We start from the raw sequence: 12,524 nt of genomic DNA, 5'->3' as shown, positions 1-12,524 counted from the left end.
TCTGAATCTGTTCTGGTTTATTCCTACCCATGGCGACAGCCGCTACCTCGGCACCTCCAAGGGCGCGCGCGCCATCGACGCCAACTATCTGAAACAGGTGGCGGTGGCCGCCGACACGCTGGGTTATGACGGCGTGCTGCTGCCGACCGGCCGCTCGTGCGAAGACGCGTGGGTGGTGGCGTCGTCGCTGATCCACGTGACGCAGAACCTCAAGTTCCTGGTGGCGATCCGTCCGGGCCTGACCACGCCGGGACTGGCGGTGCGCATGGCATCGACCTTTGACCGGCTTTCCAACGGCCGGTTGCTGATCAACGTCGTCACCGGCGGCGACCAGGGCGAGCTGGAAGCCGATGGCCTGTTCGCCGATCACGCCAAGCGCTACGAAATCTCGGATGAATTCATCCGCGTATGGCGCGCTTCGCTGGCCGGCGAGGGCGGCGACAAGGGTTACGATTTCGAAGGCAAGCACATTACGGTGAAAGGCGCCAAGACGCTGTATCCGCCGGTGCAAAAGCCGTATCCGCCGCTGTACTTCGGCGGCTCGTCGGAGCCGGCGCACGAACTGGCGGCCGAACAGATGGACGTCTACCTGACCTGGGGTGAACCGCCAGCGGCGGTGGCGGCGAAGCTGGACGACATCCGCGCGCGCGCCGCCAAGCGTGGCCGCACCGTCAAATTCGGCATCCGCCTGCACGTCATCGTCCGTGAGACCAATGAAGAAGCGTGGCGCGCCGCCGATGAGTTGATCAGCAATCTGGATGATGAAGTTATCGCCAAGGCGCAGGCGTCGTTCGCCAAAATGGATTCAGTAGGACAGCAACGCATGGCAGCTTTGCACGGTGGCCGCCGTGACAAGCTCGAAGTATCCCCCAACCTCTGGGCCGGCGTGGGACTGGTGCGTGGTGGCGCCGGAACCGCGCTGGTGGGGGACCCCGAAACCGTGGCAGCGCGTATCAAGGAATACGCCGACCTGGGTATCGAGACCTTTATCTTCTCGGGTTATCCGCACCTGGAAGAATCGTATCGTTTCGCGGAACTGGTGTTCCCGCTGCTGGGCAAGGGCAAGGACCACGGCGAACAATCCCTGACCGGTCCATTCGGCGAGATCATGGCCAGCGACATCCTGCCCAAGAAGAAGGCCGCGTAGATGAAGAAGCAAAGTGTATGGGCGCCATGGGCATTGCCGGTGCTGCTGATCGCGGTGTGGCAGGCGTCGTCGCAACTGGGCTGGCTGTCGAGCCGCATCCTGCCGGAACCGTGGGCGGTGGCCAAGGCTTTCTGGACGCTGGCGGTGTCGGGCGAGTTGTGGGTGCACCTGCGTACCAGCTTGTGGCGTGCGATCAGCGGTTTCGCCATCGGCGCCAGTCTGGGCCTGGCGCTTGGGCTACTGACCGGCAGCTTCCGCCGCGCCGAGACGCTGCTCGATACGACGCTGCAAATGGTCCGCAATATTCCGGCGCTTGCGTTGATTCCACTGGTGATCCTGTGGTTCGGCATCGACGAAACGGCCAAGCTGTTCCTGCTGGCGGTGGGCGTGTTCTTCCCGGTATACCTGAATACCTTCCACGGCATCCGTTCTGCGGACCAGGGATTGATCGAGATGGCGCGCAGCTATGGCTTGTCCGGCTGGCCGCTGTATCGCGATGTGATTCTGCCGGCGGCGCTGCCGTCGATTCTGGTCGGCGTACGGTTTTCGCTCGGCCTGGTGTGGGTGCTGCTGATTGTGGCGGAGACCATTTCGGCGCAAGCGGGCATCGGCTACATGACGATGAATGCCCGCGAGTTCCTGCAAACCGACGTGGTGCTGGTCGGGATTCTGTTGTACGCCTTGCTGGGCAAGGCGGCTGACCTGGTGTCGCGCGGATTGGAGAAGCACTTCCTGCGCTGGAATCCGGCTTACCGTTAAGGAGATCGCATGTTCATTTCTACCGCTTTATTTGATACCGGCGCGCTGCCGCGCGAGAGCGCGACCTGGACCAAGGCGTCGCCGGCACCGGCGGCACGCCGTCAGGGCGTGGCGCTGAATCTGGAGAGCGTCAGCAAATCTTTCGGCGCGCGCCAGGTGCTGCATGATGTGCAGCTGGAGCTGCATCCCGGCGAATTCGTCGCCATCGTCGGCCGCAGCGGCTGCGGCAAGAGTACGTTGCTGCGCGCAATTGCAGGACTGGAGAGCACCGACAAGGGCAGCATCCAGGTCGGCGCCGGCAATCTGGCTTCCAGCATCCGCATCATGTTTCAGGAAGCGCGCCTGCTGCCGTGGAAGACGGTGCTGGAGAATGTGGCGATCGGCCTGCCGCGCTCCTTGAACGCGGCGGCGGCCACGCTGGCGACGGTCGGCCTGGCCGAGCGCGCGAACGACTGGCCGGCCGAGTTGTCCGGGGGGCAGCGCCAGCGTGTGGCCCTGGCGCGCGCGCTGCTGCACGAGCCGCAGTTGCTGCTGCTCGATGAGCCGCTTGGTGCGCTGGATGCGCTGACGCGGATCGAAATGCAGCAGCTGATCGAGTCGCTGTGGCTGTCGCGCGGCTTCACCGCCGTGCTGGTGACGCACGATGTGCAGGAGGCGCTGGCGCTGGCCGACCGCGTGGTGCTGATCGAGGAAGGGCGGATCACGCTGGACATGAAAGTGGACCTGCCGCGTCCGCGCGGAAGGGGGAATGCGGCGTTTGCCGCGCTGGAACAGCGCTTGCTGGGCCGTATCCTGAATCAGACGCCGGCCGAGAGCAATATCGCAGCGGCTGCCTGAGGCTAATAATCCCGATACAATCGATTTTATCGATAGTAAGGCGGTAAATTTTTCGTTTTACAACTTTAGATGTGGCGCGCATAATCGTCCTCACTCGAACAATCTTGTTCACCACTCTAGGAGTTTCTAAATGAAAAAAATCGTTGCCCTGCTGATCGCCGCTGGTTTCTCGCTGTCCGCCTTTGCCGCTGCTGATACCTTCGTTTCCGACGCTAACCACACCTTCTCCAGCTTCAGCTACAGCCACTTTGGCTTCAGCAACCAGCAAAGCCGTTTCAACAACACCACCGCCAAGGTCACGCTGGACCGCGCCGCCAAGACCGGCTCGGTAGAAGCAACGATTGACGCTAAATCGGTCGACACGGGTTCGAAACTGTTCGACGGCCACATCCAGGGCGAGCAATTCCTGGACACCGCCAAGTTCCCAACCATCACCTACAAGTCGACCAAGGTCAACTTTAAAGGCGATGAGCCATCGACCGTTGAAGGCAACCTGACCGTCAAGGGCGTGACCAAGCCAGTGACGCTGACCATCACCAACTTCAAATGCGCTGACCACCCAATGGCCAAGAAACTGGCTTGCGGCGCTAACGCCACCGCCAAAATCAAACGCACCGAATTCAACGCCGGCGCCTACGCACCGAACGTTGGCGATGACGTGACCCTGACCTTCGCGATCGAAGCCATCAAGGAATAATCGGCACTCGCTGAATGAGAAGCCCGATCCCGCGTGGGATCGGGCTTTTTTTATTGCGGCAGGAACCAGCCGATCAGTGCGCCGGCGGCCAGCAGCCAGAGCAGGTGGATGCGGGTGCGCCAGATCAGCAGGCCGGCGATCAGCGAGATCAGCCATAGCGGCCAGTCGGCTGCGGCGTCGCCCCCGGCGGACGCGAGGATGATGCCTACCGAGATCATCAAGCCTACCACGACCGGCGCCATGCCTTGCTTGAAGGCGCGCACACCCAGCAGTTCGCGGTTCTTGTGGCCCCAGCGCGCGGCGCAGTAGGTCAGCGTGGTGCTCGGTATCAGAATCCCCAGCATGGTCACCGCCACGCCCGCCAAAGCGGCCGCGTAGCTGCCGGCATTCAAGCCCACATTCCACCCCATCAGCGCGACGAACAGCACGTTGGGGCCAGGCGCGGCCTGGGCGATGGCCAGCGAGTTATTGAACTGCGCCTGCGTCAGCCAATGATGCTCGACCACCAGGTAGCGGTGCATCTCGGTCGAGGTGGATACCGCACCGCCGATCGACATCAACGACAGCAGCATGTAATGGCCGAACAGGCCGATCCAGTCCGCCAGCGTCAGCACAATGTGGAGAGGCGCGTCGTTCATGGCGTGCTCTTTTCCAGTTTGCGCCAGGTCAGCGCGAAACTCAGGCCGCCGAGGATCAGCAGCGTGTAGGCCAGCGGCAGGTGCAGCAGCAGGCCGAAGCCCATGCAGGCCAGTACGATCAGCCCGGTCAGCCAGACTGGCAGCGGATGCTTGCGCAGCGCTGCTCCCAGCTTGACGCCGGTGGCGGTGATCAGCCCGGCGGTGACAGCCGCCATGCCGCGCAACGCGCCGGCCACGCCCGGATGATTACCGTACTGCGCATACAGCACGGCCAGGCCCAGCACCACCAGCAGCGGCACGCACAGCATGCCGGCCAGCGCCGTCAGCGCGCCGCGCAGGCCGAAGTAGCGGTCGCCGATCATCAGCGACAGGTTGACTACGTTGGGGCCGGGCATGATCTGCGCGACGGCCCAGTCTTCGATGAATTCTTCCTGCGTCAGCCAGCGCTTGCGCTCGACCATCTCGCGCTGGACAACCGCCAGCACACCGCCAAATCCCTGCAGCGCAAGGAGGGTGAACGAGATGAACAGATCCAGCAGGGAAGTAGGGCGAGGGCGCTCGTCAGTCATCCCACATTATAGAACGGAACATTTTTAATTGCGTAATGATAGGAGGCTGACATTGACTTTGTCTGGTGGTCGTCCATACTCGTTGAGCGCATCACCGATCGGGGCGGCAGCCTCTCCACTCTCGCAAGGATCATGATGAATGTCTCGCTCGCCCAGCAGTCCCGCCACAACGAAGAATGCAGCGCAGTCGTCAACCGCGGCATCCTGGTGCAATCCAGTTTTAATACCGTATGTGCGATCGAATACATGAAGTCGCACAACGTCGATCCCAAGGTGATCGAACGGGTGTTGCTACACCCGGACCAGCGTCGGGAAGTAACGCATTGATATGCGTCCCCGACGTTTACTTATGCACAAATCATGTTGGCAAGAATTTTTTTGAAAACTTTTCGCGTTACAATCGGTGACTTTGTAAGTCATTGATTTTTAAGGCGATTAGTTTTGCCTGTTGGATGGGCAGTTTGTAGAAAACCGCGCCGTTACAGGCTGTATCCGTTGTCAATGGGGGTCTATCCACATAGTTATGCACAGCATTTGTGGATATCTGGAAAAACGCTACTAGAATCCGAGACTTAAGCCAAACTTAAGGCAGAATTCAGAGCGGAACTTTTAGCGCCTGCAGTACGCTGCCGACGATGATGGCGCCGCTGTCGTCACCGGTCACCGTTACCCGCAGGCGCACTTCCTGTCCATCGCGCCGCCAGGTGGTGATGACGTCGGTCCATGCCTCGCCGTCTTTCAGCGCCTGTAGCGCGTCGGCCAATTGGTCCTGCGGATAGGGCGGGGCGTGCAGCAGGCGCGCATCGGCGCCCAGCAGTTCCTCGCGGCTGTACTGGAATACGGCGCACAGCTTGTCATTGACCGACGTGATGTGGCCGCGACCATCCAGCGTGGCGATCACCGCGTGCTGGTCGACCGCCGCCAGCAGCTTGCGCGCTGCGTCCAGCTCCACTTGCAGGGTTTGCGTGCGGCGATGTGCTTCTTCCAGTCCGGCATAGGCGCGCAGCGACGAGATCACCGTGGTGAACAGCTTGCGCGTGGTGAGGTCGGTCTTGCACCAGAAATCGTTGATGTCGTAATCGAGAATAATGCTGTGTTCCAGCGCCTGGCCCGGTTGGCCGGTGCGCAGCACGATGCGCACCAGGTTGTTGTGCAGGGTGTCGCGGATCTGGCGCGCCACGTGCAGGCCGGCATCGCTGGTTTCCATGATGACGTCCAGCAGCACCAGTGCGATGTCCGGCGTGTTGCGCAGCACGTTGAGCGCTTCCTCGCCGCTATAGGCGTGCAGGAAGCTCAGCCGGCGACCCTGGAAGCAGGCATTGCTGAGCGAGAATTTGGTGACCACGTGCACATCGACATCATCGTCCACGATCAGCACCCGCCATGGCGGCGGCGCCGGGGTGGCATTGGCGCTGCCGCTGCGGACCTGGCTGGCCGGCGCCTCGTCTTCTATCATCCAATCGGTATCGTCGTCGTTCTGATTCATGCAGGTTCCCATGGTAAGTCGAACTAGCCGCACTCCAGAGTGACACTATTCCTTGCCAGCACTTTTGTCAAAGGATTCCCGGTGTGGCGTAACAACGGTGTCACGCTTCCCACTTATGCACAGAAAACTTATTTTCAAGTCCGCCGAAATACGCTCGCCATCAAGTTTTTACAATTTGTAAGTCGTTGATTTTACGAGGGAAAAAATCTGCCTGTGGATTAGGCATTTTGTTGTACAGCCCGCCGTTACAGGGCTTCTTGGCTGTCAAGAGGCGCTTATTCACACCCTTATCCACAGTTGGTGTGGATATCTGGAAAAACCACTTTAAATACGCTGGTTTATCCCTTTTTGCTGAGAAAATGCTTGCGCTATGTCTTTTGACAGATGGCGGCTGGTCAGGATAAGGAAAACCACCAGCGCATGCAAGGCCAGCGCAAAGGTGATGCTGACGTTGGCCTGGTCGCCGGCCAAGGCCGGGTAAGCCAGCAGCGCCAGGGCGGGTGCCAGGCCGTAGCGGTCGCCCTTCAGAAGCTGTTTGGCGTCGAAGCGGATCCAGCCTATGATACCGGCGCCGAACAGCACCCAGCCGGCGGTCTGGTAGTCAAGGTTGGCCAGCACCAGGGCGGCAAGCAGGGCAATGGCGCTGATCGGCAGCGGCAGGGAGTGAAGGCGGGCTTTGATGTGCATGGTAGTACTCTCTAATCTGTGGAAACTTGTGACCAGATTAACGGCTGCACGGTTATTGGTAAAATTTATTGTATCTATACTGCCGATAGGTTTTACTTATACTTAAGTTTTCGTCTATCATATAAGTCTCATCAACAAACTAATTGCCCACCTGTGAGCCGCCGCCTTTTCCCGTTGTTACTGGTGTTGGCCCTCTTTATGCCGCGCGCGTGGGCGTTGGACAGCAAGGTCGCGCTCAGCGATTATCATCACGATATCTGGACCGGCAAGGACGGCGCTCCCGGCGAAGTCAACGCCATGGCGCAAACCGCCGACGGCTGGCTTTGGATCGGCAGCACCAACGGCCTGTACCGCTTTGACGGCGTGCGCTTCCGCCGCTTTGAGGCGCTGCCGGGCGAGGTGGCGCTCAAACGGCCGGTTACCGCACTGAAAGCGCTGCGCAATGGCGATCTGCTGATCGGCTACGTGTTTGGCGGCCTCAGCTTGTTGAGCAAGGGGCATATCACCCATTATCCATCGCATTTCGGCAAGGATTTGATCGGCCCGGTTCTGAACGCCGTGATTGATGACGACGGTGTGGTCTGGGCCACCACCAGTACCGGCTTGCTGCAGTTGCGCCAGGGTGAGTGGCGTAACGTCGGTACGGAATTGGGCTTGCCGCCCGGACGCGTGTCCAACATCATGCTTGACCAGTATTTGCAGCTATGGCTGGCAGCCGGCGACCAATTGATGATGCTGGAGCGCGGCGGCAAACGTTTCCGCACTGTGCTAAGCGGCTACCCCACGGTCAACCTCAGTGCCTCGCCGGACGGGCGCTTGTGGCTCGATACGCATGGCAAGCTGATTCCGGTGCCGGCCCCGCATCCAGGCCCGCAGTTGCCGCGGCCAGCCTGGCTAGCCCAGTCGGAAGGACAGGAGAATGGCCTGTTCGACCGCGACGGCAATTACTGGACGCTGGGCTGTCCAGGCGTCTGCCGCACCGACGGTATCGGTCAGCAGACCAGCGGCATCCAGACCCCCATGGCCAACGCCAGCAGCAAGCTGGACCAACCCTGGCAAGTCAGCAGCCTGACCGGCAACGCGGTGTTTGAGGACCGTGACGGCAGCATATGGATCGGCACGCAAGCCGGCGTCGAGCGCTTCCGCAACAACCGGCTGAGCACGGTGCGCATGAGCGGCGGTGAGCGTTTCTTCAGCTTTGGGCGCGATGCGGCCGGCCGCGTGCAGGTGTGGACCAAACCCAATAACGAACTGTGGCAGCTGAACGCCGACGGCACCGCCACGCAACTGGACCATGGCCCGGCAACCTCATTCGGCGTGCTGTCCAATAGTCCGGACGGTGCGCTGTTGAAAGCCGGGCTGAAGCAGATTGAGCGCCACCATGGCGACCAGGTCGAGATCATCGCTTATCCGCCAGGCATGGAGGACCAGGGCAATATGTCGGCCACGCGCATCATGGACGATGGCCGCGCGTTGTGGCTGTCGCTGTCGCGGCGTGGCACGTTCCGCTGGCTGGACGGCAAATGGACGCCGCAGGCCGAACTCGGGCTGCCTAACGGCATCGCGTTTGCCGCGCCGGGCACGCTGGGCGCCATGTGGTTCGGCTATAACGATGGCGTGGTGCTGCATTACGATAACGGTCGCATCACCCGCTACGCGCCGCAGGCCGGCAACGATGTCGGCGCCATCACCTTTGTCCATGGCGGGCCGCAAGTAATTATCGGTGGCAACGCCGGCCTGGCGGTGCTGGAAGGCGGTGGCTTCCGCCGTCTCATGGTCCTGGACCCGGATGTGCTGTCGCGGGTTTCCGGCATGGTGATGACCGCCGATGGCGACCGCTGGTTTAACGGCAGCAAAGGCGTGGTACAGGTGCGCGCGGCGGACTGGCAGGCGGCGCTGGCCGATCCGCAGCGTGTGCTCAAGTATGTGCTGTATGGCGTGCTGGATGGCTATCCGGGCTTTGCCACAACCACCAACCGTCTGCCGAGTGCGATTGTCGATGCCAGCGGCCAGCTGTGGTTTGCGGGGGTAGGCGGCATTGCCCGGCTGGACAGCACGCGCGCGTATCCGCCGCCGCATCCACCGCAGGTCAAGATCGAGACGCTGGTGTCGCAAGGCCAGCGCTATATTGACTTTGCGCGACAGCTGTTGCTGGCGCCGGGCACGACCTCGTTCCGCATCGAATACACCGCGCTCAGCTACACCATGCCGGAAGGTCTGCAGTTCCGCTATCAGCTGGAAGGCGTCGATACCGAGTGGCAAGACCCAGGCGCGCGGCGCGCGGTCTCCTATACCAACCTGGGGCCCGGCGATTACCGCTTCCGCGTGGCGGCGGTCAATCAGTTCGGCCAGTGGAATCAGGAAGAGGCCGCGATCGCGGTGCGCATTCTGCCGACCTTTATGCAGACCCCGCTGTTCTATGTGCTGGTCGCGCTGGCGGCGGCCGGTGTGTTGTACCTGCTATATCTGTTATGGCTGCGCCAGGCCACGGTGCGCTTCGCCGCCCGCATGGCCGAGCGCGAACGCATCGCCCGCGCGTTGCATGACAGCTTCCTGCAAAGTGTGCACGGCCTGACGCTGAGCTTCCAGTCGGCGCTGGGAGGACTGGCGGCCGATTCGCCGGCGCGCGCCAAGATCGAACGCGTGCTGAGGATGGCGGACAAGGTGATGGAAGAGGGGCGTGACGAGTTGCAGGAATTGCGTTCCGGCGCAATGGGCGACGGCGACCTGACGCGCGGCCTGCTGCTGGTGGGGGAAGTGCTGGAGGAAAGCCATCGCGCCGTGTTCAGCCTGCGCACGCAGGGCACGCCGCGCGCGCTGCAAGAGCTGGCGGCCTGCGAAATCTACAGCATCGGCCGCGAAGCGCTGATGAACGCCTTCCGCCACGCCGATGCGGCATCGATACAAGTGGAATTACACTATGACGCCGCTCAGTTCAGCCTGCAGGTGATTGACGATGGCAAGGGCATCGAGCCGGCTATCCTGAATAAGGGCAGCTCCGGCCATTGGGGCTTGACCGGACTGTTTGAACGCGCCAGCCGCATTGGCGGCCAGTTGACGCTGGACAACCGCGACAGCGGCGGCGTCCGCGTTCGACTGATCGTGCCGGCCGCGCGCGCCTACGCAGGGCAGGCGCACTGGAAACGCTGGCTCAATTAAGCAGCTTACATCTGTGCCAGCAGCTTGCGCACGGCGCCGTGCGCCATCACCAGTTCCGGACCATCGTGCAGCAGCGCGTTGTATTTGGCGCGGAATTCCTGGTCGCCTTCCTCGCACGGGCCGATCAGCATTTCCAGCGACTGGCGGAACGCCTTGGCTTCCTCACGCGTGACCGGTTCCGGATCGTCCAGACGCTCGTCGATTTGCGTCATCAGGCCGGACAGCTTTTGCAGCCAGGCGAAATGCGGGTGATTGGTGATCAGCTGCAAATGCTCCAGCGGGCTGCCGACGGCGCCGAAATACTGGGTTTCCAGGTTGATCAATTGTTTGTGCAGGTCGCGCAGGGCGCGAGTCAGGTCATTGAGTTGTGTCTTCATGGTGCACTTATCTTAGCAGAGGCGCGATCAGCGCGACGCCTATATTTAGATGAGTAGTGTTTGCGGCCTTCACCGCCTAAGATGGATTTTCCCTTTACACCACATGGAAACACCATCATGAGCAATCCGAAATTAGAAGTCCTGACGCCGCAAAACAGCCAACTGATCTTCATCGATCACCAGCCGCAAATGGCGTTTGGCGTGCAGTCGATCGACCGCCAGGTGTTGAAGAACAACACCGTGGCGCTGGCCAAGGCCGCCAAGGTATTCAATATTCCGACCACCATCACCACCGTGGAAACCGAAGCCTTCTCCGGCCACACCTACCCGGAACTGCTGGACGTGTTCCCAGAAAAAGAAATTCTGGAACGCTCGTCGATGAACTCGTGGGACGACCAGAAAGTACGCGACGCACTGAAAGCCAACGGCAAGAAAAAAGTCATCGTGGCCGGTCTATGGACCGAAGTCTGCAACACCACCTTCGCCCTGTGCGCCATGCTGGAAGGCGACTACGAAATCTACATGGTGTCCGACGCTTCCGGCGGCACCTCGAAAGAAGCGCACGACCAGGCCATGGCGCGCATGATCCAGGCTGGCGTAGTGCCGGTGACCTGGCAGCAAGTGCTGCTGGAATGGCAGCGCGACTGGGCACGCAAGGAAACCTATGATGGCGTGATGGCCATCGTCAAGGAACACTCGGGCGCCTACGGCATGGGCGTGGACTACGCCTACACCATGGTGCACAAAGCGCCGGAACGCACCAGCACCCAGCATAAGGTGCTGGCGGCAGTGCCAGCCAACAAGTAAGCTAGAAGACGCTGAGCAAGCCGCGCCGGGCCGCCACTGTGGCGGCTTCGGTGCGGCTGGCTACGTTGAGTTTGGCCAGAATATTATTGACGTGGAATTTGACGGTGCCGACCTCGATGTCGGCGCTGCGCGCAATCATCTTGTTGCTCTTGCCGGTGGCGAGGTGGGCGAGGATGTCCAGTTCGCGCCGCGACAGCTGGCTGGTGGCTTTGCGCTCGGCCAGCTTGCTGGCCACTTCGGCCGGCAGGAATTGCTGGCCGCTGGCCACGGCGCGCAGGCAGTCGACCAGTTGCCGCGAGTCACCGTCCTTCAGCAGATAGGCCTTGGCGCCGGCGCGCAGGCCGCGGAACACGTCTTCGTCGCCCTGGTAGGTGGTGAGGATGACGATGCTGGCGCTGCTGTCCTCGGCGCGGATCTGCTCGATGGCTTCGACGCCGTTCAGGCGCGGCATGCTGAGGTCCATGATGACTACGTCCGGCCGGTGCTGGCGGTACAGCGCCACAGCCTCCAGGCCGTCGGTGGCCTGCGCCACCACGCGGAATTCCGGCATTGTCGCCAGCAGCGACGCCAGGCCGGCAAGGATCAGCGGGTGATCATCCGCGATCAGGATCGAGATGGGGTCCATAAGGTGTACTCCTTGAAACTTAGGTGAAAAACGGTGCCGTGCGGTTGTCCGGGTTCACTCCAGATGCGGCCGCCGTGCGACTGGACGATAGTGCGGCAGATCGCCAGTCCCATGCCGGTGCCGCCGGGCTTGGTGGAAAACAGCGGATCGAAAATGCGTTCGGCCAGCGCCGGCGCAATGCCGACGCCGTTATCGGCGACGCTGATACGCAGGCCGTCATCGGCAAGCGAAGTGTGCAGCGCCAGCGTGCGCGCACGGTCGTGCAGGTCGCGCGCCGCCTCGATCGCATTCAGGATCAGATTCATCAGCACCTGCATCAGCTGCACGCGGTCGGCGCGCAGCTGGTAGTCGGGCGCATAGCTTTCGGTGACCGTGATGCATTGCTGGCGCAGTTCGCCGCGCAGCAGTTGCAGCACGTCGCGCACCACATCGTTGACCACCAGCGGCTGGCGCTGCGGCGCAGCCTGGCAGGCCATGCCGTGCAGGCTGCGCAACATCGCCGACGCGGCGGTGCTGGCCTCCAGCACCACGCGCAAGGCGGTGCGCGCCTGGTCCACCCGTGGCGGATCCTGCTCCAGCCAGTGCAGGCAGGCTTGGGCGTTGAGCGTCACCGCCGCCAGCGGCTGCTTGACTTCATGCGCGATGGAAGCGGCGAATTCGCCCAGCGCATTGATGCGCGCCGGTCGCAGATCGGGAGTGGGCTTGATGCTGGCCATACTGCTGCTCCAGTGGTGTT

14 protein-coding genes are annotated in these 12,524 nt (G+C 61.8%); 7 read left to right on the top strand and 7 right to left on the bottom strand.

Annotated elements, in window-relative coordinates; genetic code table 11:
- Position 1 precedes the first annotated feature (1 nt).
- The 4 genes from ssuD (at position 2) to HH213_RS28515 (ending at position 3,440) form a co-directional block, all read left to right on the top strand.
- Positions 2-1,147, top strand: coding sequence for an FMNH2-dependent alkanesulfonate monooxygenase (gene ssuD / locus HH213_RS28530; RefSeq protein ID WP_217363546.1), 1,146 nt, complete (start codon positions 2-4; stop codon positions 1,145-1,147).
- Positions 1,148-1,906, top strand: a complete 759-nt coding sequence (gene ssuC / locus HH213_RS28525; protein ID WP_110849480.1) for an aliphatic sulfonate ABC transporter permease SsuC — start codon at positions 1,148-1,150, stop codon at positions 1,904-1,906.
- Between the two features lie 9 nt (positions 1,907-1,915).
- Complete coding sequence (locus HH213_RS28520; protein ID WP_169114538.1) at positions 1,916-2,743, top strand: ATP-binding cassette domain-containing protein; 828 nt, start codon at positions 1,916-1,918, stop codon at positions 2,741-2,743.
- Between the two features lie 130 nt (positions 2,744-2,873).
- Entirely contained in the window at positions 2,874-3,440 is a 567-nt protein-coding gene (locus HH213_RS28515; protein ID WP_110849482.1) for a YceI family protein, read from the top strand.
- 50 nt (positions 3,441-3,490) lie between these two features.
- Here the strand turns inward: HH213_RS28515 and HH213_RS28510 are convergent, their stop codons facing one another.
- Positions 3,491-4,078, bottom strand: coding sequence for a chromate transporter (locus HH213_RS28510; protein ID WP_110849483.1), 588 nt, complete (start codon positions 4,076-4,078; stop codon positions 3,491-3,493).
- Complete coding sequence (locus HH213_RS28505; RefSeq protein ID WP_169114536.1) at positions 4,075-4,647, bottom strand: chromate transporter; 573 nt, start codon at positions 4,645-4,647, stop codon at positions 4,075-4,077. The genes HH213_RS28510 and HH213_RS28505 overlap by 4 nt, the downstream gene beginning before the upstream one ends.
- Positions 4,648-4,779: 132 nt before the next feature.
- Between HH213_RS28505 and HH213_RS28500 the strand changes: the two genes are divergently transcribed.
- Positions 4,780-4,974 (top strand): hypothetical protein, encoded by a 195-nt coding sequence (locus tag HH213_RS28500; RefSeq protein WP_229263214.1) that lies wholly within the window; start codon positions 4,780-4,782, stop codon positions 4,972-4,974.
- Between the two features lie 268 nt (positions 4,975-5,242).
- Here HH213_RS28500 and HH213_RS28495 read toward each other — a convergent pair whose 3' ends face one another.
- Positions 5,243-6,133, bottom strand: coding sequence for a PAS domain S-box protein (locus tag HH213_RS28495; RefSeq protein WP_169114534.1), 891 nt, complete (start codon positions 6,131-6,133; stop codon positions 5,243-5,245).
- 324 nt (positions 6,134-6,457) lie between these two features.
- Positions 6,458-6,820 (bottom strand): hypothetical protein, encoded by a 363-nt coding sequence (locus HH213_RS28490; RefSeq protein WP_169114532.1) that lies wholly within the window; start codon positions 6,818-6,820, stop codon positions 6,458-6,460.
- A 198-nt stretch (positions 6,821-7,018) separates the two neighbouring features.
- On the opposite strand from HH213_RS28490, the gene HH213_RS28485 reads away from it, so the two are divergent.
- Positions 7,019-9,979, top strand: a complete 2,961-nt coding sequence (locus HH213_RS28485; RefSeq protein ID WP_169114530.1) for a sensor histidine kinase — start codon at positions 7,019-7,021, stop codon at positions 9,977-9,979.
- Positions 9,980-9,984: 5 nt separating this feature from the next.
- Here HH213_RS28485 and HH213_RS28480 read toward each other — a convergent pair whose 3' ends face one another.
- Positions 9,985-10,356: a hypothetical protein gene (locus tag HH213_RS28480; protein WP_161054720.1), complete on the bottom strand. Its 372-nt coding sequence runs from the start codon at positions 10,354-10,356 to the stop codon at positions 9,985-9,987.
- 117 nt (positions 10,357-10,473) lie between these two features.
- Here HH213_RS28480 and HH213_RS28475 point away from each other — a divergent pair, with 117 nt between their 5' ends.
- The gene (locus HH213_RS28475) at positions 10,474-11,163 is read left to right on the top strand and encodes a hydrolase (RefSeq protein ID WP_110849490.1); all 690 of its coding nucleotides are present in this window, start codon (positions 10,474-10,476) and stop codon (positions 11,161-11,163) included.
- 1 nt (position 11,164) lies between these two features.
- Here HH213_RS28475 and HH213_RS28470 read toward each other — a convergent pair whose 3' ends face one another.
- Together HH213_RS28470 and HH213_RS28465 are read right to left on the bottom strand one after the other, a co-directional pair.
- Positions 11,165-11,788 carry a response regulator gene (locus tag HH213_RS28470; RefSeq protein ID WP_110849491.1) on the bottom strand — a complete coding sequence of 208 codons (624 nt, stop codon included), beginning with the start codon at positions 11,786-11,788 and terminating at the stop codon, positions 11,165-11,167.
- Complete coding sequence (locus HH213_RS28465) at positions 11,767-12,504, bottom strand: sensor histidine kinase (protein WP_169114528.1); 738 nt, start codon at positions 12,502-12,504, stop codon at positions 11,767-11,769. Before HH213_RS28465 ends, HH213_RS28470 begins: the two co-directional genes overlap by 22 nt.
- Between the last annotated feature and the right edge of the window lie 20 nt (positions 12,505-12,524).

Origin of the sequence: Duganella dendranthematis, assembly GCF_012849375.1 — a bacterium.
Classification (GTDB): Bacteria; Pseudomonadota; Gammaproteobacteria; order Burkholderiales; family Burkholderiaceae_D; genus Rugamonas; species Rugamonas dendranthematis.
Note: the sequence above shows the minus strand (reverse complement) of the source record. Positions and strands in the feature narration are given on the sequence as shown.

Bases quoted from the DNA above. Each gene is read 5' to 3' on its own strand.
- ssuC (WP_110849480.1), top strand. From the start codon at position 1,148: ATGAAGAAGCAAAGTGTATGGGCGCCATGGGCATTGCCGGTGCTGCTG.
- HH213_RS28520 (WP_169114538.1), top strand. From the start codon at position 1,916: ATGTTCATTTCTACCGCTTTATTTGATACCGGCGCGCTGCCGCGCGAG.
- HH213_RS28515 (WP_110849482.1), top strand. From the start codon at position 2,874: ATGAAAAAAATCGTTGCCCTGCTGATCGCCGCTGGTTTCTCGCTGTCC.
- HH213_RS28510 (WP_110849483.1), bottom strand. From the start codon at position 4,078: ATGAACGACGCGCCTCTCCACATTGTGCTGACGCTGGCGGACTGGATC.
- HH213_RS28505 (WP_169114536.1), bottom strand. From the start codon at position 4,647: ATGACTGACGAGCGCCCTCGCCCTACTTCCCTGCTGGATCTGTTCATC.
- HH213_RS28500 (WP_229263214.1), top strand. From the start codon at position 4,780: ATGATGAATGTCTCGCTCGCCCAGCAGTCCCGCCACAACGAAGAATGC.
- HH213_RS28495 (WP_169114534.1), bottom strand. From the start codon at position 6,133: ATGAATCAGAACGACGACGATACCGATTGGATGATAGAAGACGAGGCG.
- HH213_RS28490 (WP_169114532.1), bottom strand. From the start codon at position 6,820: ATGCACATCAAAGCCCGCCTTCACTCCCTGCCGCTGCCGATCAGCGCC.
- HH213_RS28485 (WP_169114530.1), top strand. From the start codon at position 7,019: ATGCCGCGCGCGTGGGCGTTGGACAGCAAGGTCGCGCTCAGCGATTAT.
- HH213_RS28480 (WP_161054720.1), bottom strand. From the start codon at position 10,356: ATGAAGACACAACTCAATGACCTGACTCGCGCCCTGCGCGACCTGCAC.
- HH213_RS28475 (WP_110849490.1), top strand. From the start codon at position 10,474: ATGAGCAATCCGAAATTAGAAGTCCTGACGCCGCAAAACAGCCAACTG.
- HH213_RS28470 (WP_110849491.1), bottom strand. From the start codon at position 11,788: ATGGACCCCATCTCGATCCTGATCGCGGATGATCACCCGCTGATCCTT.
- HH213_RS28465 (WP_169114528.1), bottom strand. From the start codon at position 12,504: ATGGCCAGCATCAAGCCCACTCCCGATCTGCGACCGGCGCGCATCAAT.